Raw genomic sequence first — 22737 nt, forward strand, 5'->3', positions numbered from 1 at the left:
CCGCCGGGAAACTACGCGGGCAGCGCGAAAGACATCACGGATTCCACGTGGTGTGTCTGGGGGAACATGTCCACCACCTGGAGCGCGAGCGGCTTGTAACCCGCCTCTACCAGTCCCGCCGCGTCGCGCGCCAGCGAGCCCGGGTCACACGCCACATACACCACCCGCCTCACCCCCAGCGCCTTGAGCCACCGGGCGAGCCCCGGAGCCCCCGTCCGCGGAGGATCCGCGAGCGCCAGGTCGAACCGCTTCCCCTCGCGGATGAGGCCCTCGCACACCTTCCGGGCATCCCCCTGGTGGAAGCGGACGTTGGCCACCCCCCCCTCCCGCGCACTGCGCTGCGCCAGCTCCACCGAGGCCGGAGAGGACTCCACCCCCAGCACCGACGCCGCGCTCGCCGCCAACGGGAACGTGAAGTTGCCGTTGCCCGAGTACAGCTCCAACACCGCATCCGTCTCACGCGGAGCCAGCTCGTACACCGCCGAGGTCACCAGGCCCACGTTGGCCTCGGCATGCGCCTGCGAGAAGGCATCCGGACGCAGGTACAACGGCACCTCCGGCCGCAGCGGCGACACCGAGCGCAGCACCGGCTTGCCGATGATGCGCGGCGAGCCCTCCTTGGGCACCAGCACCGCCCCCTCCAGCCGCAGCGCACGCACCGCCTTGTCGCATGCCTCCACGTGCCGGGGCGTCGCCTGGCCCTTCAGCATCACCGCGAAGGACGCCTTGGCGCCCTCGGCCAGCAGGTGCAGCTCCTCCGCGTCCCGCGACACCGGCTTGAGCAGCGGCCCCAGCTTCCCCGGCAGCCCGGCGAGCACTGGCACCAACGCGCCGCACTCGCTCACCGGCACCCGGTCATGGCTCCTCCGCCCGAAGTAGACCAGCTCGTCCTTGAGGAAGTGCAGCACCGCCCGCCGCCGGTAGCCGAACTCCGTTGGCGCCATCAGCAGGGGCCGCACCGCGAAGGTATCCCGCTTCAGCCGGCCCAGGTGCTCCAGGGCGGAGAGGACGATCTCCTGCTTCGCGGCGCGCTGGGCGGACTCGGACAGCTCCAGCCAGTCGCACCCGCCACAGCGCGCGCTCAGGCCACAGGGCGAGCGCCTCCGGTCGGGGCTCGGGGCCAGCACGTCGCCGAGCAGGTGCCCGCGCATCACCTTGCCCTCCTGCTCCAGGCGCACGCGCACCCGCTCGCCGGGGAAGGTACCGGGCACGAAGACGGTGCGGCCCTCGTAGGAGCCCACGCCCTCTCCGAGCTGCCCGAGGCGGTCGATCGTCAATTCAATGGGGGTATCCGGCAGCATGGGAAACGGGGAAGCGGCACCCTTCCGGGCGCCATCCTTATTCGACCTCCGCACTGGCCGGGGTATTCCGCCAGGGCCCTGGGAGCCAGGACCACGGCGGGGATGACATGAGACCCGAGGGCCTCGGAGCTTCAACGACAACGGGGTGAGAGTCCTCGAAAGACCCTCACCCCGCCCCTCTCCCAGAGGGAGAGGGAGTGTTCGTTCCGCTGGGGACTAGCGCTCCACCATCAGCGCGATGCCCTCGCCGCCACCGATGCACAGCGACGCCACGCCGCGCTTCTTGTTCGTGTCCTGCAGCGTGTGCACCAGCGTCACCAGCAGGCGCGCGCCCGAGGCGCCGATCGGGTGGCCGAGCACCACCGCGCCGCCGCGCACGTTCACCTTCGAGGCCTCCAGGCCGAGGAGCTTGTTGTTGGCCAGGGCCACCACCGCGAACGCCTCGTTGATCTCCCACAGGTCCACGTCGGTGGTCTTGTGGCCGGTCTTCTTGAGGAGGTTGTTGATGGAGTCGGCCGGGGCGATGGTGAACTCCACCGGCTTGCGGGCGGCCCCGGCGTAGCCGGCGATACGGCCCAGGATGGTGCGGCCCTCGGCCTTGGCGCGCTCGGCGCTCATCAGCACCAGCGCCGCGGCGCCGTCGTTGATGGAGGACGCGTTGGCCGCCGTCACCGTGCCGTCCTTCTTGAAGACGGGCTTGAGCGTGGGGATCTTCTCCGGCCGGGCGTTCTTGGGGCCCTCGTCCTCGCTCACCACCACGTCACCGCCCTTGCCACCGGGCACGGTGACGGGGACGATCTCGCGGGTGAACAGGCCGGCCTTCTGGGCCTCGATGGCGCGCTTGGTGGACTCGAGCGCGTACTCGTCCTGGTTGGCGCGGCTGATGCCCTGACCGACAGCACACTCCTCGGCGCAGTTGCCCATGTGGACGTTGCTGTAGGGATCCCACAGGCCGTCGAGGATCATCGCGTCCTTGAACTCCACGTTGCCCATGCGGGCGCCACCACGCATGGTGTGGCTGACGTAGGGCGCGTTGCTCATGGACTCCATGCCGCCGACCACCACCACCTCGGCGTCACCCAGGGCAATGGCCTGGGCGCCGGCGATGACCGCCTTGAGGCCCGAGCCGCACACCTTGTTGATGGTGACGGCGGGAACGCTCTCGGGGATGCCGGCGTAGATGGCCGCCTGGCGCGCCGGGGCCTGGCCCACGCCGGCCTGCAGCACGCAGCCCATGATCGTCTCACCCACCTGATCCGGGGAAACGCCCGAGCGCTCCAGCGCCGCCTTGATGGCGATGGCGCCGAGCTGGGGCGCCGTCAGCTTGGACAGGGCGCCCTGGAAGGCCCCGATGGGGGTACGCGCCGCGCCGACGATGACCACTTCACGAGCCATGAACTGCCTCCTTGGGATGCGGGAGATGACTTCGAATAACCCTCGGGAGGGCCCTTATCACTACGCCTTGTGGAAGGGTCAAGCCTCCTTGCCTGCTCCAGAGACGGAGCGTCCACTGTGCGGAGAGATGGGCTTCTGGCTCCGAGGACTCCTCGGAATCGACTCGTGACACGGTGCGCCAAGCGCAGGGGAGCCGGGGGGCAGACCCTCCCCCCCACGCTCTCCCAGAGAGAGAAATCGGCATAGGGGTAGCGAGGTCGCCTCGCTACTCCCCTGCCACACCGCCGGACAAGCGGGTCCGCATTTGGCGAGCAACACTCCTGAGGGCTCGGGTGGACCAGACCCGGCCCTCTCTTTTTATCGCCGCCCGCTACTGCGCAGGTGCTGTACGTCCTACTACCACTCCGATCGACTTTTCGACCTGACCGTCAAATCTCATCGGCTCTCGGCTGCCGTCGACAACCCCGCGTCTGGGTCACCACCCCACGCAGTGCGATGCTTTACCCATCGAAGGTGAAGCTGCTCACAGCGCCTACGCGCCCCGGGTGGCAGTCTGCTTCGTACTCAGGAGGCGCCACAGTGAATGCCACTAGCACCACCCTCACCACGCTCCCTCTCAACAGGGGAGCCTTCGAGTTGTATATCTTCTGGCGGATCATCCGTTACGACGGAACCGCCGCGCTGTTGCCCGGTGTGCTCTTCTCGGTGGTTTGCTGGCTGGGTGAGAATTCGTTTTTGCTGAACTGGATGAGCCTGTTGCCGGTCTTCGGCAAGAGCCTCCTCTACTTCGCCTGCTTCGCCTACACCTTCTGCTTGTCCAACCAGATCCTTGGGGTGGAGGAGGATCGCAAGAACAACAAGGATCGTCCGTTGCCGAAAGGCGAGATCTCCCTGCGCGGAGCCTGGGTGCGGTGGGGCTTAGGCATGGCCGTGTACTTCCTCGTGGGCTGGTGGTTGGACGTGCTGCTTTGGACGTTGCTGTGGCAAGCGATTAGCATCGTCCACAATCTGCTGGGGGGCTCGAGGCTCTGGTTCATCAAGAACCTTTGCAACGGCCTAGGCGTCTACGTCTCCCTCTATGCTGCCTGGGACATTGCATCCCCCGGCCCCATCAACCACAACGACTGGGCGGAGCATACCGTCTGGGTGTGGATCGTCTTCCTGTCCGTGGCCATCTTCATACTGGTCCCGCTGCAGGATCTCCGGGACATGAAGGGGGACGAGCTGAGCGGGCGCGTGACCTTCCCCATGTGGTTTGGGGTGGCGTGGACGCGGCGCTTCCTGGCGTTGGGCTTTGGCGTGCTGATCTCCATCACGCACGCGATGCTGATGTGGTTCGCGGCTACCGGTCACGTCCGGTGGTGGCTCTTGCTCGATACCGCTCAGGCTGCCCTGGGCGGGCTCATCGCGATCCGCGTGCTCGTGTTGGTGAACGAGAAGGAGGATCACAGGACCTATCTGCTGTTCCCCTTGTGGTTCCTTGTCATGGTCCTGACGCCGTTCGGCATCGTGCGGTGGGGTGGCTGAGGAGGCGACTCCGAACAAGCGCGGGGAACTCGTCGGGGTCAATCTTCTTCTGCCGGGCCAGCTCGAGCAGTCCGGGACGGGCTGACGCGCCACACTCTCTCCTGCATGTCCTGAGCGGACCGGGTGCCACGGTGGCCATCGCATCGCGGTGAGCGTTCCGTCAGGCCATGCGCTCTCGTCAAGCTCCTCGGTCACGGGGACCGGCGATCATTTACGCTGTTGGGCAGGTTGGCCCTGGCCCGCCCGGCGGGCGCATCCTGCCAGGCAAACAGGGTGTCCACGGCCCGCCCTACGGCTTCGAGGCCCTATGCCGTGGCTTCGCCCCATCGCTGGCGGGCCAGCTCCAGCGTCCGGGCATTCTCGGACACTTGGCGCAGGAAGCGCTCTCGGGCCTTGGGCTCGGGGAAGTCACCGGCGCGGGCCCGCACGCACTTAACGGCCTTGCGCAGGGCCGTGTCTCCCGCACTCGCATCCCCCTGCGCGAAGCAGGCTTCCGCCAACGCCAGATACATGCCCACCGCGTCGACGCCCTCGCTGCGCATCCGCTCCAACGCCCCCACGCCCAGTTCCGCCTCCTGCCGGGCTTCCTCCATGCGCTCCTGGACGAGCAGGATGGAGCTGAGGACGGTGCGCGCGAACACCAGGTAGACCGGGAGCGGCCTCAGCAGCTCACACGCCTTGCGCGCATGAGACTCGGCTTCGCGCAGCGCGCCACCCGCCGCGGTCATCCGCGCCAGCAGGGCATGGGCCATTCCCGGGATGAAGGGATGGGCGCTCTTCCGGCCCACCCACTCGAGCGCCCAGGCGTGCGCCTCCCGCTGGTCCTCCGGCTCGGGGCTTTCGGACAGCACCAAGCCCAGGGTGAACAAGGAACTCTCCGCCAGGAAATGTTGTTCCGTCCGTCTGGCGAGGGCCAGCGTCTCTCGAAGCAGCTCCACGGCCCCCTGCGAATCTCCCGCCGCCATCAGGCTCGCCCCTAAGACGACCTGGATGGCATTCGTGTTCCGCTCCGAACCCACCGAGCTGAAATCCCGCCGACCCTGCTCGAGCACCGTCAAGCTCCGCCATGGGCTGGCTTCGTAGTGGTAGAGGAAGTAGCCCTGTAACATGCGCGCGAATCCCCGGGCCATGGGGGAGTGGGTCATCGCGTCGGAGCCCACCTCCATGAGCCGCCCGAGCAGGGCTTGCGCCTGCTGCCGCTCGCCGGACCAGATGTGCGCGCCCCCGATGAAGGAGACGGCCTCGAAATAGGCCTCGACCGCCTCGGGCTCCGGCGTGGTGCGCACCAGCAACCCGCACAGCTCCGCCATCTGCTCCGGATGGGCAGCACTGGCGCCGCCGACGAGCAGGTTGCCAATCAACCTGCACCACAACGGACTGCCGGCCTTCAGTCCGGCCAACGCTGGGATGCCCAGCTCCACGGCCCTGGACATCTGCGCCATCCAGAAGAGCACCATGGCATGGAGCGCCCGCAGCCGGGTGAGGTCCTCGCCGCCCACATCACAGGCCAGGGCCGTCTCCACGCACCGCAGCGTCCCATGCAAGTCATTGCGCTCGAAGAGCCGCTCGGCGGCCCGGGTGTAGAAGTGAACGGCACGCCCGGGCTGCTGCCCCCGCTGAGCATGCGTGGCGAGCACCAGTGCATCGGGCTCGCCCATCCGCTCCAACCACGCCCCCGCGAGCTGGTGGCCCAGGGGCTTCTGGCTGTCGGGCACCAGGCCATAGGCCGCATCCCCCGCCAGTGCATGGCGGAACCGGTACTCGGCCGCCTTGGGAAGGCGGCTGTCGGGCCATGGCTCGATGACCTCCTGCTCCACCAGCAGCCGCAGATGCTGCTCCAACTGCGTCTGCTCGCCGTGGCGGCCCAACAGCTCCCCCACTCCCTCCAGCCAGAAGGAGCGGCCGAAGATGCTCGCGGCCAGCAGGACCTGACGTAACCCTGGCTCCATCCGCAGCAGGCGCGCCTGCAGCACCGCCAGCACCGTCTCCGGTGCCTCCTTCCCGCGCCCTTCCGCCGCCATGCGGATGAGCTCCTCTAGGAAGAGGGCATTGCCGTCGGATTGCTCCACCACCTGCTGCACCACGGACTCCGGCACCTGCGGCCCCAACACCTCGCGCACCAGCCGGACACTGGCCTTGCGGCTCAAGCCCTGGAGCGGCAGCTCCTGCAGGCGCCTGGCCCACAGTCCTGGGAAGAGCTCCTTCACCTCGGGCCGTGCCAGCGCCAGCACCAGCAAGGGCTGCCCGGCCAGCTCCCTCAGCAGCCCATCCACCAGCGTCACCGTCAGCGCATCACTCCAGTGCAGGTCCTCCAGCACCAGCAGTACCGGTTGCCGCTCACACTCCGCCTTCAAGAAGACCACCAGGGCCCGGCCTACCTGCGCGCTCATCAACCGCGGGTCGCCCCGCGCCGCCCGCAGGCGGGGACTGTCCTCCTCAGGGAAGGGAATGGCACACAGCTCGCCCAGGAACTCCACCGCCTCCTGGGCCCTGGCCTCCGGCAGGTGCAGGACCACCCGCTGGTACAACCGCGTCCGCCGCGCCTCCAGGCTCTCGCCCTCCCCTACTGCGCACAACCTCCGCAGCGCCTGACCCAGCAGACCGTACGCGGCGCCCGTGCTCATCGGGTCTCCGCGCCCCAGCAGCACCAGCGGCGGCTGCTCCCTGCCCTCCAGGCGGCGCAGGAATTCATGGCGCAGCCGGGACTTGCCCGTGCCGGGCGGGGCCGTCACCAGCAGGGCCCGCGCGGCGGACTCCTCGACACACATGGTGAAGGTGAAGTCGAGCAGCGCCAGCTCCTGCTCCCGGCCTACACACTGGGTGGGCTTGCCCAGCAACGGACGGGAGGCGTCGGCGTCGAGCCGCTCGCCCTGCAGCGCGAAGGTGCCTGAATCGGCGCGGGAGAGCTGGAAGCCCGGCCCGAGCAATCCGGCCGTGACATCGTCCATCACCACGTTGGCCGAGGGCGTGCGCCCCATCAGGTGCAGCAGCCGCCCCGCCCGGTCCATGGCCTCGCCCACCGGCAGCCGCTCGTTGAGGACGCCCAGGCCCGTGGCCAGCACCACCGCGGCCTCCGGCCAGCGATCCTTGAACATGAGGGCGCAGCGCGCCGCCAGCGCCGCCTGGTCGGTGGCTGTGCCGCGCTCGGGCACCAGCGTGGCCACCAGCGAGCCGTCCGCCAGGAGCTCCACCCGGGCACCCAGTAGCGGCGCCAGATATGTGCGCAACGAGTCACGCAGCACCACGCCCTGGTTCCAATCCGCCGTCTCCTCCTGGGACCCGGCCGCGAGAGACACCAGCAGGACGCTGACGAGCGTCTGCTCGGCCTCCGTCCCACTGTCGAGACGCAGCTCCGGCCCGGCCTGCGGCAGCAGCAGTTCGGGGACGGACTCCATTGCCGCGAGTGCCTCCACCAGGCTGGCCGCATCCGGCAGCCTGCGCTGCGCGTCCTTGGCCAGCATCCGGTCCACCAGCACCTGCAGGCCCGCCGGCAGCCCCGGGCGCAGCACCTCCAGGCGCGTGGGCTCGGCGTGCAGAATCTTTGCCAGCGTGGCCGCGAAGTGGGGCGCCGCGAAGGGCGGCTTGCCCGTGAGGCACTCGTACAGCACGCACCCCAGCGAGAAGATGTCGGCGGCGGGAGGAATCTCTGGCGCACTGGAGGCCTGCTCCGGCGCCATGTACCCCGGCGTGCCCACCACCATGCCCGTCCCCGTCACCGCCACCAGCGTGGGATGCGCATGGCGTGCGAGGCCGAAGTCCAGCAGCACCACCTCCTCCGGCCGGCCCCCTCTCAGCAAGAGGTTGGAGGGTTTGAGGTCCCGGTGGATGATGCCCTGTTGGTGGGCCACCGCGAGCGCCTCGGCTGCCCGGTGCAGCAGTGTCAGCGTCTCTGGCAGCGACAGCGGCTGTCGGGCCAGTCGCCGTGACAGGTCCTCTCCCTCCAGCCACTCCATGGCCAAGTAGGGCTGGTGCGCCTCGGTGGAGCCATGCGCCACGTAGCCAACGATGCCGGGGTGGCGCAACTCGGCCAGCAGCACGGCCTCGCGGTAGAAGCGGTAGGCCGCTTCCGGAGAGGTAACGCTATGCAGCAGCTTGAGGGCCACGGTGCCACCCGTGGTGGAGTCCGTGGCGCGATAGACGCTGCCCATCCCTCCGCGGCCCGCCAGGGCCTCAAGGATGAAGCGGCCGGCGATGACCGCCCCCTTGGGCAGGGTTCCAGGAGGTTGGGCGGGTGAGGAGGCGGTCTTTTCGTCGTCCATGGATGTCCGGCTGTGCTCCGCTGGCCACCATAGCCGAAGCATCATCCCTGTGCCCAAATCACCCCCAGGTCATCTCCGGGGAGAGCACCCCTAAAAGCCCTCCGCCGCGGACGCGGGTCAGCACTGCAGCAGCGGCTGCGCTGGACGGAGGTGGACGTGCGGCCCCCCTCACCAAAAGCAGACCCGGTGCGCCATATTCGCGCTCGATCGTCCCGCCGCCGTTGGCCACCCGGTGGAGGAAGGCCTCCATGAGGCGCTCCTCGTCCAGGCGGCCAAGGCAGGGGGGGCCCCAAGGTTGCACCGTCTTCCACCTCCAGGTCGATGCCCGTGCCTGGCGCAAAAACAGACGGCCGGGTCCCCCGAAGGGAGCCCGGCCGCCTGGTGTGTCCCTCGCGTGAGGGGCGGAGCGCTGACTACTTCTTCAGCTTGCTCGCCATCACGTCGCCGAGGCGGGCCTTGGAGCCCTCGGCCTGGCGGCGGAGGTACTCGCGGTAGTCCTCGCCCTCGCCGATCAGGGCCTTCATCGACAGCGCGACCTTCCGGTCCTGGGTGTTGATGTCGATGATCTTCACCTCGACATCCTGACCCTCCTGCACCACGTCACGCGGGTTCTCGACACGCTCCTCCTTCAGCTCGGAGACGTGCACGAGGCCCTCGATGCCGGGCTCGATCTCCACGAAGGCGCCGAAGTCCGTCACCTTGGTGACCTTGCCCTTCACGCGGCTGCCCACCGGGGTGCGCTCGGACAGGGTGTCCCAGGGATCCGGCTGGAGCTGCTTGATGCCCAGGCTGAAGCGCTCGTTCTCGACGTCGATGTTGAGCACCACCGCCTCGACCTCGTCGCCCTTCTTGAACATCTCGCCCGGGTGCTTGATGCGCTGGGTCCAGGAGATATCGGACACGTGCACCAGGCCGTCCACGCCCTCCTCGACGCCGACGAACACGCCGAAGTCGGTGACGTTGCGGATCTGACCCTTGATGACAGAGCCGATCGGGTACTTGTCCTCGAGTAGCGTCCAGGGGTTCTGCTCGATCTGCTTCATGCCCAGCGCGATGCGCTTGGCCTTCGGATCGATGTCGAGAACGACGGCCTCGACCTCCTGGCCGACCTCCAGCATCTTGCTGGGGTGCTTGAGGCGCTTGGTCCAGGACATCTCGGACACGTGCACCAGACCCTCGACGCCCTGCTCGATCTCGATGAACGCGCCGTAGTCGGTGATGGAGACCGTCTTGCCCTTGACGCGCGTGCCGACCGGGTACTTCTCGTCGGCGCGGTGCCACGGATCCTCCTGGATCTGCTTGAGACCGAGGCTGACGCGCTCCTGGGTGGGGTCGAACTTGAGGACGACGACCCGGACCTCGTCACCCACGTTGAACATCTCGCTGGGGTGACCGATGCGGCCCCAGGACATGTCGGTGATGTGGAGGAGGCCGTCGATGCCGCCGAGGTCGATGAAGGCGCCGTAGTCGGTGAGGTTCTTGACCACGCCCTTGAGGACCGCACCCTCCTTGAGGTTCTTGAGGGTCTCCTTCTTCATCTCCTCGCGCTGCTTCTCGAGCAGCACGCGGCGGGAGAGCACGATGTTGCCGCGCTTCTTGTTGAACTTGATGACCTTGAACTCGAATTCCTTCGAGATGTACTGGTCGAGGTTGCGCACCGGGCGGATATCCACCTGGCTGCCGGGGAGGAACGCCTTCACGCCGATGTCGACGGAGAGGCCACCCTTCACACGGCCCACGATGGTGCCCTTGACGATCTCATCGCGCTCGCACGCGGCGCTGATCTCGTCCCAGATGCGCATCTTGTCGGCCTTCTCCTTGGAGAGGACGACCATGCCGGTATCGTTCTCGCGGCTCTCCAGGAGGACCTCGACAGGGTCGCCCGCCTTGACGGAGACCTCGCCGCGAGGGCTGGTGAACTCGGAGATCGGAACCTGGCCCTCGGACTTGTAGCCGATGTCGACGATGGCGTAGTCCTTGGTCACCTGAACGACGGTGCCCTTGACGATCTCGCCTTCCTTGAGGATGCCCTCGCCGCCACGCTCCTTGAGCGAGGCCTCGAACATCGCGGCAAAATCCTCGTCGCCAACATCTCCGATCTGCTGGTTCACATTCTGCTGCATGAGATTGGGAGTCCTTCGAAACTGGTACAGCTGCCCCCGGTGGTTGACGGCAGCCACTCGCGGGGAGCTACGAGTGGCCCGCGAGCCCACTCCACAACGGAGTTGACTCGAAGGCGCGCACCCTAGACACCGGTTACACCGGCAGTCAAGCGAGCACGCGGTACTTGTTCACAGTCCTGATAATGCGGCCCTGGGAGGGCGGGCACCCCCATCCTTCCAGAGCCCTCGTCCGGCAGGCAGGCTCGCCGGGGATCCGGGGGTCTGTCGCGGAAGGAAAGCTGCTACCCCATGGGTCGTTGCGCCATCACCCCCCGGCACGGGGTCCACCAGGACCGTGGGACCTCGGCCAGGGGGGCGGGCGTTCAGTCGAGCAGCTTGAACGTCTCGCGGGCGATCACCAGGCGCTGCACCTCGCTGGTGCCCTCGTAGATGGTCTGCACGCGGGCGTCGCGGAAGTAGCGCTCCACGGGGAACTCGTCGATGTAGCCGTAGCCGCCGTGGATCTGCACCGCCTTGTCCACCGCGCGGTTGGACATCTCGCTGGCGTACAGCTTCGCCATGGAGGCCTCACGGGTGAACGGCTTGCCCTCGTCCTTGAGGTAGGCCGCCCGGAGCGTCAGCAGCTCGGCCGCCTGGAGCTCCGTGGCCATGTTGGCCAGCATGAAGCGCAGGCCCTGGAACTCGCCGATGGGCTGGCCGAAGGCCTTGCGATCCTTCGCGTAGCGGATGGAGGCCTCGAGCGCCGCCCGCGCCACGCCGCACGCCTGCGAGGCGATGCCGATGCGCCCGCCGTCCAGCGCGATCATCGCCAGCTTGAAGCCATCGCCCTCCTTGCCCAGGAGGTTCTCCGCGGGGATCTCCATGTCCTCGAAGGTGAGGCCCACGGTGTTGGAGGACCGCAGGCCCATCTTGTCCTCATGCTTGCCGACGATGAGGCCCTGGGTGCCGCCCTCCACGATGAACGCGGAGATGCCCTTGTTCCCCTGCCCACCCGTGAGGGCCCACACCACCATCACCCCGGCATAGGCACCGGAGGTGATCCACTGCTTGCTGCCGTTGAGGACCCACTTGTCCCCGCGGCGCACGGCCGTGGTGCGCATGGCGCGCGGATCCGAGCCGGCGTGGGGCTCGGAGAGCGCGAACGAGCCCACCACCGCCTCGCCCGAGGTGATGCGCGTGACGTACTTCTCGCGCTGGGCCTCGGTGCCGAACTTGTAGATGAGCTCGCCGCACATGTTGGTGACGGCCATGGCCACCGAGGTGGAGGCGCACGCGGCCGCCATCTCCATCATCGCCAGGGCGTAGGAGGCGGTGCCCGCCTCGGCGCCACCGTACTGGCCGGGGATGGTCACCCCCATGAGCCCCAGGGAGGCCAGCTCCTTGAAGAGCTCGGTGGGGAAGATCTCCTCCTTGTCGAACTTGCGCGCCTGGGGCGCCACGCGCTCGCGGGCGAACTTGCGGGCGGTGTCGCGGATGAGCGTCTGCGTCTCGGTGAGCTCGAGGTTCACGGGAGCGGGTCCTACTTGATGGCCTTCAGGTTGAACGGATACTCGATGGGGTACTCGCGCCCATCCGGAGGCTGCGGGAAGGTGATGCCGGAGAGCACGTTCACCACGCACTCGTGCAGGCGCGGGTCCTTGAGGGTGGTGCCGCTCTTGGCCACCTTGGCGTTGCGCACGAAGCCATCGGGCGAGATGGTGAAGGTCGTCATGATGCGGCCCTCCTCCACCTTGTTGCCCTTGGCCGCGAGCAGCTCCTCGTAGCACTCCTGCACGTCACGCGAGTGGTACTGCATCACCTCGCGGATGGAGTCCGGGGTGAAGGGCAGACGCGTGACGTTCGGAGGCGGAGGCCGCACCGGCTCCGCCTTCTTCTTCTCCTGTGCGGGGGCAGCCGCCTCGGGTGCGGTGTCCTTGGCGGACGCGCCCTTCTTCGCGGGCGAGCCCTGCGCGAACGCCAGGCCCGACCCGAGCACCACCACCATCAACAGGGAACGGTTCATCATGGACAACGCGACTCCTAGTCCTTCAGCAGGTTGGCCGAGATGACGATGCGCTGGATCTCGCTCGTCCCCTCGTAGATTTCGGTGATGCGCGCGTCGCGCACGTGGCGCTCGGCGTCCATCTCCTTGGAGTAACCCATGCCGCCGTGGACCTGCAGGGCCTTGTTGGCCACGCGGCTGGCCATCTCGCTGGCGTACAGCTTGGCCATGGCGCTCTCGGCCGAGTGGCGCACGCCCTTGTCCTTGAGCAGCGCCGCGCGCAGCACGAGCAGCCGGGCCGCGTCGATCTCCGTGGCCATGTCGGCGATCATGAACTGGATGGCCTGGTGCTCGCGGATGGCCTTGCCGAACGTCTTGCGCTCGCCCGAGTAGCGCACCGCCTCCTCGAAGGCCGCGCGGGCGATGCCGAGGGCCTGCGAGGCGATGCCGATGCGGCCACCGTCCAGGGTGCTCATGGCCACCTTGAAGCCGTCGCCCTCCTTGCCCAGCATGTTCTTGGCCGGCACGCGCATGTCCTCGAAGAACATGCTGCAGGAGTGCGCCGCGCTGATGCCCATCTTCTTGTCCGGCTCGGCGCGGATGAAGCCCGGGGTGTTGGTGGGGACGAGGAACGCGGTGATGCCCTTGTTGCCCGCCTCCTTGTTCGTCATCGTGAAGAGCACGATGGCGTCCGCCTTGGGGCCGTTGGTGATCCAGTTCTTCGAGCCGTTGATGACGTACTCGTCACCGCGGCGCACTGCGACGGTCTTCTGGGAGGCCGCGTCGCTGCCCGCCTCGGGCTCGGTGAGGCCGAAGCAGCCCAGCTTCTCGCCCCGGGCGAAGGGGGTGAGGAACTCGGCCTTCTGCGCCTCGGTGCCGAACTTCATCACCGGATCGCAGTAGAGCGAGTTGTTCACGCTCATGATGACGCCGGTGGAAGCGCAACCGCGGCTGATCTCCTCCATGGCCAGCGCGTAGCAGACGTTGTCCAGCCCCGCGCCGCCGTACTGCTCGGGCACCGCCACGCCGAGCAGCGACAGCTCGGCCAGCTTCTTCACCGCGTCGGTGGGCCACTGGTGCGTCTCGTCCCACTTGCGGGCGTTGGGGGTCAGCTCACGCGAGGCGAACTCGCGGCACATCCGCTGGATCTCGCGCTGGACGTCGGTCAGCTCGAAGTTCATGGCACTCCTGATCGGGAAAGAAGGGCGCGGGGTACTTATACGGGGCTTCGCGCCTGGGAACAGCGATTGCAAGAGGGGCAGGCAAGCGCGAGTTGCCGAGCCCATTAGTCTGCCCGCAGGCCCCCGGGGCACCCCGGGGAGCCATCCGTTACCGGACTACTTGCCGGTGAAGCCGGCGGGACGCTTCTCAAGGAAGGCCTTCATGCCCTCCTTCTGGTCCTCCGAGCCGAAGAGCACCGCGAAGCCCTGGCGCTCCAGCTCGTTGGCCGCGCGGAGATCCTGGTCCGCGCCGAACTCGATGACGCGCTTGGCCTGGGAGATGGCCAGCGGGCCGTTCTTGAGCATCTTCCCCGCCACCGCCTTGCAGTGGGCCAGGAGCTGATCCGCCGGCAGGACGTCGAGGACCAGGCCGATCTCCTTGGCCTTGGCCGCGTCCAGGCGCTCACCGGTGAAGACGAGCTCCTTCGCGCGCATCTTGCCCACCACGCGGGTGAGCCGCTGCGTGCCGCCGAAGCCCGGGATGACGCCGAGGCTCACCTCGGGCAGGCCCAGCTTCGCCTTCTCCGAGGCGTAGATGAGATCGCACGCGAGGGCCAGCTCGCACCCGCCGCCGAGCGCGAAGCCATTCACCGCGGCGATGGTGGGGATGGGAAGCTGCTCGAGCGTCTGGAAGGCGCGGTGGCCCAGGGCGGCGAACTCGCGCGCCTGCGCCGCGCCGATGGACGCCATCTCCGAGATGTCCGCACCGGCCACGAAGGCCTTGTCGCCGCCGCCCGTGATGATGAGCGCGCGGACCGTGGCGGGCAGCGAGGTGAACGCGGACTCGAGCTCCTGGAGCGTCTTGCTGTTGAGGGCGTTGAGCGCCTTGGGACGATCGATGGTGAGGAGGGCGATGCCGTCCTCGGTCTCCAGCCGGATGTTCTCGTAGGCCATGGGGATCCTCAGGGTGGGAAGACGGTGACGGGCACCCTCACCCCGACCCTCTCCCGGAGGGAGAGGGGTGTTCGTTGGCGAGGGTGTCTGGGGTACCTGTGTCTGGGGTATCGCGCGCCCTTCCCCTCTCCCCTCGGGAGAGGGTCGGGGTGAGGGTGCCTGGATCAGGGGTTCAATACTTGTAGAAACCGCGGCCGCTCTTCTTGCCGTACCAGCCGGCGTCCACGTACTGCCGCAGCAGGGGGCTCGGGCGGTACTTGTCGTCACCCAGGCCCTTGTGGAGGACCTCGGCGATGTAGAGCACCGTGTCCAGGCCGATGAAGTCCGCCAGCTGCAGCGGGCCCATGGGCTGGTTGGTGCCCAGCTTCATCGCCGTGTCGATGTCCTCCGCCGTCCCCAGGCCCTCCTGCAGCGCGAAGCAGGCCTCGTTGAGCATCGGGATGAGGATGCGGTTCACGATGAAGCCCGGGAAGTCCTTGGACACCACCGTGGTCTTCCCCATCTTCTCGGCCAGCGCCTTGGTCGTCTGATAGGTCGCGTCCGACGTCGCCGCGCCCCGGATCAGCTCCACCAGCTGCATCACCGGCACCGGGTTCATGAAGTGCATGCCGATGACGTTCTCGGGGCGCTTCGTCGCCGCGGCGATGCGGGTGATGGGGATGGACGAGGTGTTGGTGGCCAGAATCCCGCCCGGCTTCACCACGGCGTCCAGCTCCAGGAAGATGCGGCGCTTGAGGTCCTCGTTCTCCGTCACCGCCTCGATGGCGAAGTCCACGTCCTTCACCTCGGTGGCGCTGGTGGCGGTGGCGAGGTTGGTGTTGGCCGCCTCGAGCCGGGCCGCGTCCAGCTTGCCCTTCTCCACCAGCTTCTTCAGGCCGGTCTTGATGCGCTCGGCCCCCTTGGCGAGACCCTCCTTCGAGACGTCCACCAGGGTGACCCGCAGGCCAGCCTGCAGCGCCACCTGGGCGATGCCCGACCCCATCTGCCCTGCCCCGACGACGATGATGTGCTCCGATGCCATGGCGTTCGAGACCCCTTGCTCGGTAAACGAGGAACCGGGCGCGCTATAGCCCTGGCACCCCCACCGGTCAACGGCTCACGGGCACCCGCAGTCCCCGCTCGACGCGCACATCCTCGTCCCCGAGTGTCAGCCGCTCCACACGGGGGGGCCGCGAGGGTCCGCTCTCGCCTCGGGCGAACACCCACACTTCGTACGTCCCCGAGGGCAGGTCCGTCGTCAGGCTGAGCTCGCCCGGCGCGCCCGCCTGGAAGGAGCGCGTCTCGCGCTTCACCAGCTCGCCCTGCGCGTTCTTCACCTGGAAGTCGAGCGCCCGGATCTCGCTCCAGCCCGGGCCCTCCAGGCGCCACACCAACTCCCGCTGCGCGGGGGCGTCCGGGCCCTTCCACAACCACAGGCCCAGCGCCGCCACCAGGAGGAACGGCAGCCGCCTCAGCAGCGGGTGTCGACGCCAGTTCCGCTGCCGCGGCCCCTCGCCCTCCACGTCTTCATTCCTTCTTCGCGGCCTTCTTGCCGCCGCGGCGCGTGTGCAGCTCGCTGACGGTCACCTTGGTCCGGCCCGGCGTGCCCGCCTCGCCCGCTTCACCGTCCTCGCGCTCCTCGTGAGGCACCAGGCGGATCTGCGCCTTCACCTCGATGGTCATCCCCGACACCACCTTGAGCAGCTCGTCGCGCAGCTTCTCCGACTGGAGGAAGCGCCGCAGCTCCTCGGAGACGACCCGGCCCACCTCGTCCTTCGTCTTCTCCGCCTGCCCGAGGATGTAGCCGAGCACCTCCTTGGGCAGCTTCAGCTGGCCGGCCAGCGAGCGGATGCCCTCCTCCGTCATGAAGAGGGCACCCAGTCCCGCCACCGCCACCTTGCGCACGAACTCGGGCACGAAGCCCGCCCGGGAACCCTCCCGCTCCGGCTCGTCTCCGAGCAGCGGATCGAAGTCGTCGTTGTCGTCTTCGGGGGCCTTGCCGGACGCCATGGGGTTCCTCGGGGTTCGCGGGGAGTACGCCTAGCGTATCACCGGCAGCTTCACCGCCACCCGCATGTTCTCGGTGGACACGCGGCCCGCGATGTTGCGCGCCATCGCCGTGAAGGCCTGGGCCTCGGCGCTCTCCGGGTGGCTGATCACCACCGGCACGCCCGCGTCACCCGCCTCGCGGATCTTCAGCTCCAGGGGAATCTCCCCCAGGAACGGGATGCTGAACATCTCGGCCGCCTTGCGGCCGCCGCCCCGGTTGAAGATGGGCGTGGCCTTCGAGCAGTGCGGGCACACGAACTGGCTCATGTTCTCCACGATGCCCAGCACAGGGATGTGCACCTTGTCGAACATCTGCTTGGCGCGCACCACGTCCGCCAGCGCCACGTCCTGCGGCGTCGTCACCAGCACCGCGCCCGAGGCCTTCACCGATTGCGACAGCGACAGCGCCACGTCACCCGTGCCCGGCGGCAGATCCAGCACCAGGTAGTCCAGCTCGCCCCAGCGCACGTCGCGCACCAGCTGCATCAGCGCGCCGTGCAGCATGGGACCGCGCCAGATGAGTGCCTGATCCGCCTCCACCAGGAAGCCGATCGACATCACCTTCAGCCCGTGCTTCTCCAGCGGCAGCAGCGACTTGCCATCCGGGCTCACCGGCTTCTCGGTGATGCCCGTCATCAGCGGCACCGAGGGGCCATAGAAGTCCGCGTCCAGCAGGCCCACCTTCGCGCCGTCGCGCGCCAGCGCCGCCGCCAGGTTCACCGACACCGTGCTCTTCCCCACGCCGCCCTTGCCGGCGCCGACGAGGATCACGTTCTTCACCTGCGGGAGGATCGCCTGCCCCCCGGCGTTCGGCGCCGAGCGCACCTGCGCGCCCCACTCGATGTCGAACGTCTTCAGCCCGGGCACCTGCTTGAGCGCCGCCTCGGCGTCCGCCTGGATCTTCCCCTTCATCGGGCAGGCCGGCGTGGTCAGCTCGATCTTGAGCTTCGCCTTGTCGCCGTCCACGCGGACGTCCTTCACCATCCCGGCCTTCACGAGGTCGATGTGCAGCTCGGGATCCATCACCTTCGACATCGCCGCGAGGATGTCGCGCTCGGAAACACTCATCTGGAGTACCTGAATCCTTTGAAGCCGGGGGGGCGCGCGGAGATAGCCAGCAGCCCCCCCGGTGTCAACCTCGTCTAATCTCTCGCACTCCTGGCCGCACCGCTTCTCATTCGATCGCGGCCACCCGGTACTCGCCTGCTTCCCGGACCAGCCGCACCGCCCGGTCCTGGCCAATCGGGAACTCCGCCCCCGCGCCCGTCACCCGTACGTCCCCCTCCAGGGCGAGCCGCGCCCGGCGGACCCGCTCGGCCGACTGGGGCTCGCGCTTGAAGTCCTCGCGCAGGCGCTCGGGGGTATAGCGGGCACGCAGGGGCTCGCTCAGCAGCGACCAGGCCCTGTCCCAGTTGCCCGCCCCCACCGCCTCCAGGAAGCCCCTCAGGGCGGCCCGGGGCGCGTCCTCCGGCTTCTCCTCGACGACCCGCCAGCCCTCCTTCGCCTGCACCAGGGTGAGGGCCGGGGCTCGCGCCTGGAGCTCCGGCAGGGCCGTGCGCACCTCCTTCACCCGCGCCTGGCGGACCGAGGCGTCCGCGTAGTGCTCGAGGAACCCGGGCTGGGCCTCCGGTGGTGCGCTCGTCAGGGCGTAGGCGTCCGCCAGCCGGTTCTCCTCCAGCGCCCGGGCGTAGGACGCCGCCACCTCGGAGGGGCCCGGAGTGTGCGCGCAGCCCGTGGCCACCAGGGAGAAGGCCAGGGACAGGGTGGACAACGCGCCCAGCGCCCTGCGCAACGGGCCTCCCGGCGTGCCCTTCTTCATCGCCGCCCCCGAGACGGAGCCCGGCGGCCGGCACGCGCCGCAATACACGTCACCATCGTACGCATAGGCCTCCGAGACCTGGAGCCCCACCCCGCAGCGCGAGCACTCCATGGCCGCCGCCGTCGCGGACCGGGCCTGGGGCATCACCACGGGCGCGGGCGGAGGCCGGGTGTCCGTCACGCCCGCCAGGGCCTCGAAGGCGCCCGCGTCCAGCCAGACGCCCTCGCACGAGGGACACACGTCGACGGGGCTGGCGCTCGTCACCACCCGCCGCAGACGCTCGGCACAGGCCGGACAGCGCACGGGCTCGCTCCGGCACGTGGGACAGACCGCCTCGGCGCGTCCCACCGGGTGCCCCTTCCGGCACCGCGAGAAGCTCTGGCCCTTCATGGCCAGGAAGCTCCGCGCCGGCAGCCTGTCCGGGAAACGCTCCAGCTCGCCCCGGTCGAACCAGAGACCGTGACAGCGCGGGCAGGTGTCGATTTCCACTTGGGAGACGCGCAAGGGACGCAGCAGCTCTTTCTCGCAGAGGGGACAGGGGCGCGCCATGGGCGGGCCGGGAGGTTACTCGAAACGCTCCCCTCCCTTGAACCCCAGCAGGCTCCAGGCCGTTGGGCACAGGGCATAAACCCCCGCCGACGCGTTGCCCAGCAGCAGCTTCAGCAGCGAGAAGCCCCGGTCCCCGCCCCCATACGTCTGGAGATCGAAGCGCTCCGCCGGCACCTTCGCCAGTGTCATCGCGTGACGGCAGGCCTCCTCGAAGCCGCCCATCTTGTCCACCAGCCCCACCCCGAGCGCGCGCGTGCCGCTGAACACCCGTCCCTCCCCCAGCGCGTGGATCTCCTCCTTCGTCCGGCCCCGCGCCTTCGCCACGTGCTCGAGGAAGGCCTGGTACGTCTCCTCCATCTCGCCCTCCATCAAGGCCCGCTCGTGCTCGGTGAAGCCCCGCGAGCTCGAGAAGATGCCCGCCGTCTGCCCCCGGGTGATGAGCGTGCGGTGCACCCCCAGCTTCTCCATCAGCTCCGAGGTGTCGAACTTCCCCGCGAACACGCCGATGGAGCCCAGCACCGCGTGCGGCGTGGCCCAGATCTCCTTGGCCCCCAGCGCGGCCATGTACCCGCCGCTCGCCGCCACCTGATCCACGAAGGCGATGACCGGCTTCTTCTTCGCCACCCGCTGCACCGCCTCCAGGATGAGCTCCGAGGCCACCGCCGAGCCTCCGGGGCTCGCCACGTACAGCACCACCGCCTTGACGCTCCGGTTCCGCCCCGCCGCGCGCAGCGCCTTCACCACCGTGTCCGAGCCCGCCGCCCGCCCCGGCGATCCCTTGCCCGGAACGATCATCCCCGAGATGGGCACCACCCCCAGCCGGGGCCTCGGACGCAGCGGGCGCCAGCGCACCGGCGGCCACGGCAGCCGCGCCAGGTACATCGGCATCGACTCCACGCCCTCCTCGTCCTCGTCTTCCTCCTTCTGGCCCCCGAGCCGCGCGGGCAGCTCCGCCTCGTCACACGTGCCGTCGATGAGGCCCGCCGCCGCCGCGCGCTTCGCGCTGTAGGGGCCCGAGTCGATCCACGCCCTCACCTCCTCTGGCGTGCGCCGCCGCCCCCGGGCCACGCTGTCCACCAGGTCCACGTACCGCTCGTCCAGGAAGGACTCGATCGTCTGCCGCTGGATGTCCGACACGTGCGCGTGCGTGAAGAGCTCCGGCGCCGTCTTGTACGCGCCCCGCCGGAAGAAGTGCGCCTTGACGCCAAGCCGGCCGAGCCCCTCGCCGATCGCGGTGGCCTCCGCGGCGAAGCCCACCATGTCCAGCCGCCCCGCCGGGGACAGCAGCACCTCGTCCGCCGCGCACATCACCTGGTAGCCCAGGTTGTCCACGCTCACCGCCCACGCCACCACCCGCTTGCCCGCCGCCCGGAAGTCGCCGAGCAGCTTCACCAGCACCTCCCGCTTGGCCGGCGGCACCTCCAGGTCCTCCAGCACCAGGAGGATGCCCTTCACCTTCACGTCCTTGGCCAGCAGCTCCAGCGCCTTGCGGAAGCCCTCCAGCGAGGTCACCGTGGCCGGCTCGGGACGGCCCTGCCCTCCCAGACCCAGGGGCAGGCGCGAGCGCCGGGGCCGCTCCCGGTAGGGGGGATCCCCCGCCAGCCGGAAGCGCACATAGGCGGGCCGGCCGCGAGCCCCCAGCAGGCGGAACGGGAGGCCCAGCAGTACTCTCAACAGCACCAGCAGGTTGATCAGGGGGATGACGAGGAAGCGCACGGGTCTGGCGCCTAACGGACCGCCCGGGGGGAAGCAAGCCCTGTTCTATGCACCTGTAAGGTCGTGGTAGGCTGCGCCGCCATGCGCCCCCTCACCTTCTCGCGTCTGCTGGTGGTCCTCGTGCTCGTTACTGGCGGTGCCGCTCTCGCCCAGCGGCGCCAGCTCCCGACCTTCCAGGGCGAAGAAATGACCCAGGAGGAGCGTGACGCCGCCCGCGCCCGCCCGAAGTACAACATCAGCTCCTACAACCGGGACATCCAGATCAAGGAAGAGCCCATCCCCTGGAAGGCCATCGCCCTGGGCTTCATCGCGATGCTCGTGACCGCGCCCTTCGCCTGGCGCGCGTACCGGAGCACCACCAAGGAGATCTCCGAGGCCAACACGTTCGGCGTCTCCAGCGCCCGGGCCGGCGAGTCCTCCGAGGAAGAGCAGTCGTAGCACTCCCAGCGAGGGCCTCCCCATGAAGCGAGCCCTGTCCCAGCTCTCCCTGGTCCTCGCGGGCTTCGTGTCCGTGGGAGCCCTCCTGCACGCCTCGGCCGCGGAGCCCGAGAAGCCCAAGGCGGGTGCGTCCAAGCCGAAGACGAAGGCCGGTGGGGCGAAGGAGAACCCCGGCCTGCCCGCGCCGGACTACCTCCCCGAGTCCGCCCGTGCCCTGCTGCGCAAGAAGATGGCGCGCCATGGCCAGGACGCCCGGGACTTGATGTTCGGCGTGACGCTGCTGCGCTACGACGTGGCGCGCGCCGCCGCCCAGCACATCGCCTCCGAGCCCCGGCTCGAGCGCCCCGAGGCCGGTGGAGAGGACGAGCCCACCGCCTTCCTGCCCGAGCGCTTCTTCGTCCTCCAGGACGAGGTGCGCAGGCGGGCCCAGGCCCTCGCCGCCGCCGCCGAGAAGAAGGACGATGCGGCGATCGCCGAGAGCTACGGCCTCCTCATGCAGACGTGTGTCTCCTGCCACTCGGCGTACCTGAAGCGCGAGTAGGCCCGCGCTTCGGAAGAGCCCTCGCTCATTCCAGGGAGATGGGCCTGCTCGTCTCCTCCACCACGAGCGACACGAGCCACTCCAGTGCCTCCGAGGGAGGCGCGTCGCGGCGCAGCAGCAGACGGTACGTCACCGAGCCCAACTCGGGCAGCGGGCGGAGCACGGCGCCCCACGTGGGCCGGCAGATGCCATTGACCACCGCGACGCCCAGGCCCGCCGCGGCGAACGCGAGCATGATCGGCCAGCCATCCGCCTCCACCGGAGGCGCCACGGACATGCCGAGGCTCGCCACCGCGCGTCCGACGATGTCCCGCTGCCGCTGGCCCTCGGGCGCGAGGATCAGCCGCTCTCCCGCGAGATCCGCCAGCCGCACCGTGCGTTTCTTCGCCAACGGGTGGTGGGGGGCGAAGGCGGCGCACAGGGGCGCGCGCAGGAGATCCCTCGCCACGAGCCCCCGCGGGACGATGTCGAAGACGCCGACGGCCAGGTGCGCCTCGCCCGACTGGAGGGCCTCGCACGCCGAGGGCCCACCCCGGGTGAGGACGCGCAGCAGGGCGCGCTCGCTGGCGGCGAAGCGGGAGAGCGCCGGCCCCAGCAGGTAGAGGTACGCCCCCTCCCCCGCGGCGATCGTCACCGACTCGGCCGTATCGCCCTGGAGCTCACCCGTCAGCCTGCCCGCGCGCGTGAGCATGTCGCGCGCGAAGGCGGCGATCCGCACCCCGGTGGGCGTCAGCCTCAGCGTGCGCCCCTCCTTCTCGTATAGCGGGGAGCCGACGTGATCCGCGAGCCGCTTCACCCGCTCGAACAGCGCCGGCTGTGAGAGCCCCACCTGCCTCGCCGCGCGCGAGAAGTTGCGCACCTCGGCGAAGGCGGCGAAGGCCCGTAGGAGCTCCCCATCGAGTATCGGCTGCGGCGATAGCTCATCCATTCTTCCGAGTTTCCTCCG

18 protein-coding genes are annotated in these 22737 nt (G+C 69.1%); 3 read left to right on the top strand and 15 right to left on the bottom strand.

The window, feature by feature from the left end; all coding sequences use genetic code 11:
- Positions 1-11 precede the first annotated feature (11 nt).
- A complete protein-coding gene (locus NR798_RS24230) occupies positions 12-1301 on the bottom strand; it encodes a class I SAM-dependent RNA methyltransferase (RefSeq protein ID WP_375764846.1) in 1290 nt (429 codons plus the stop codon).
- 216 nt (positions 1302-1517) lie between these two features.
- Entirely contained in the window at positions 1518-2696 is a 1179-nt protein-coding gene (locus NR798_RS24235) for a thiolase family protein (protein WP_375764847.1), read from the bottom strand.
- 579 nt (positions 2697-3275) lie between these two features.
- On the opposite strand from NR798_RS24235, the gene NR798_RS24240 reads away from it, so the two are divergent.
- Positions 3276-4223, top strand: a complete 948-nt coding sequence (locus NR798_RS24240) for a UbiA family prenyltransferase (RefSeq protein WP_375764848.1) — start codon at positions 3276-3278, stop codon at positions 4221-4223.
- A gap of 305 nt (positions 4224-4528) precedes the next feature.
- Here the strand turns inward: NR798_RS24240 and NR798_RS24245 are convergent, their stop codons facing one another.
- From NR798_RS24245 to sppA, 12 genes are all read right to left on the bottom strand, one after another.
- Positions 4529-8482 (bottom strand): serine/threonine-protein kinase PknK, encoded by a 3954-nt coding sequence (locus NR798_RS24245; protein ID WP_375764849.1) that lies wholly within the window; start codon positions 8480-8482, stop codon positions 4529-4531.
- A gap of 413 nt (positions 8483-8895) precedes the next feature.
- Positions 8896-10605, bottom strand: a complete 1710-nt coding sequence (locus tag NR798_RS24250; RefSeq protein ID WP_375764850.1) for a 30S ribosomal protein S1 — start codon at positions 10603-10605, stop codon at positions 8896-8898.
- Positions 10606-10967: 362 nt separating this feature from the next.
- Complete coding sequence (locus NR798_RS24255) at positions 10968-12113, bottom strand: acyl-CoA dehydrogenase family protein (protein WP_375764851.1); 1146 nt, start codon at positions 12111-12113, stop codon at positions 10968-10970.
- 11 nt (positions 12114-12124) lie between these two features.
- A complete protein-coding gene (locus tag NR798_RS24260) occupies positions 12125-12610 on the bottom strand; it encodes an AgmX/PglI C-terminal domain-containing protein (RefSeq protein WP_375764852.1) in 486 nt (161 codons plus the stop codon).
- 14 nt (positions 12611-12624) lie between these two features.
- The gene (locus NR798_RS24265; RefSeq protein ID WP_375764853.1) at positions 12625-13767 is read right to left on the bottom strand and encodes an acyl-CoA dehydrogenase family protein; all 1143 of its coding nucleotides are present in this window, start codon (positions 13765-13767) and stop codon (positions 12625-12627) included.
- Between the two features lie 156 nt (positions 13768-13923).
- Positions 13924-14700: an enoyl-CoA hydratase/isomerase family protein gene (locus NR798_RS24270; protein ID WP_375764854.1), complete on the bottom strand. Its 777-nt coding sequence runs from the start codon at positions 14698-14700 to the stop codon at positions 13924-13926.
- A 172-nt stretch (positions 14701-14872) separates the two neighbouring features.
- The gene (locus tag NR798_RS24275) at positions 14873-15721 is read right to left on the bottom strand and encodes a 3-hydroxyacyl-CoA dehydrogenase family protein (protein ID WP_375764855.1); all 849 of its coding nucleotides are present in this window, start codon (positions 15719-15721) and stop codon (positions 14873-14875) included.
- A 67-nt stretch (positions 15722-15788) separates the two neighbouring features.
- Positions 15789-16202: a hypothetical protein gene (locus tag NR798_RS24280; RefSeq protein ID WP_375764856.1), complete on the bottom strand. Its 414-nt coding sequence runs from the start codon at positions 16200-16202 to the stop codon at positions 15789-15791.
- A gap of 4 nt (positions 16203-16206) precedes the next feature.
- On the bottom strand, positions 16207-16689 hold the full coding sequence (locus NR798_RS24285; protein ID WP_375764857.1) for a hypothetical protein: 483 nt from the start codon (positions 16687-16689) through the stop codon (positions 16207-16209).
- A gap of 30 nt (positions 16690-16719) precedes the next feature.
- Positions 16720-17796, bottom strand: a complete 1077-nt coding sequence (apbC, locus tag NR798_RS24290) for an iron-sulfur cluster carrier protein ApbC (protein WP_375764858.1) — start codon at positions 17794-17796, stop codon at positions 16720-16722.
- A gap of 106 nt (positions 17797-17902) precedes the next feature.
- The gene (locus tag NR798_RS24295) at positions 17903-19096 is read right to left on the bottom strand and encodes a zf-TFIIB domain-containing protein (RefSeq protein ID WP_375764859.1); all 1194 of its coding nucleotides are present in this window, start codon (positions 19094-19096) and stop codon (positions 17903-17905) included.
- A gap of 15 nt (positions 19097-19111) precedes the next feature.
- Complete coding sequence (sppA, locus tag NR798_RS24300) at positions 19112-20812, bottom strand: signal peptide peptidase SppA (protein WP_375764860.1); 1701 nt, start codon at positions 20810-20812, stop codon at positions 19112-19114.
- 120 nt (positions 20813-20932) lie between these two features.
- On the opposite strand from sppA, the gene NR798_RS24305 reads away from it, so the two are divergent.
- Positions 20933-21250 (top strand): hypothetical protein, encoded by a 318-nt coding sequence (locus NR798_RS24305; protein ID WP_375764861.1) that lies wholly within the window; start codon positions 20933-20935, stop codon positions 21248-21250.
- A gap of 22 nt (positions 21251-21272) precedes the next feature.
- Positions 21273-21791: a cytochrome c gene (locus tag NR798_RS24310; protein WP_375764862.1), complete on the top strand. Its 519-nt coding sequence runs from the start codon at positions 21273-21275 to the stop codon at positions 21789-21791.
- A 25-nt stretch (positions 21792-21816) separates the two neighbouring features.
- On the opposite strand, the gene NR798_RS24315 is transcribed toward NR798_RS24310, so the two are convergent.
- Positions 21817-22719, bottom strand: a complete 903-nt coding sequence (locus NR798_RS24315) for a LysR family transcriptional regulator (protein ID WP_375764863.1) — start codon at positions 22717-22719, stop codon at positions 21817-21819.
- Positions 22720-22737: the final 18 nt, after the last annotated feature.

It is taken from the genome of Archangium gephyra, from assembly GCF_042230915.1.
Taxonomy (GTDB): Bacteria; Myxococcota; Myxococcia; order Myxococcales; family Myxococcaceae; genus Archangium; species Archangium gephyra_B.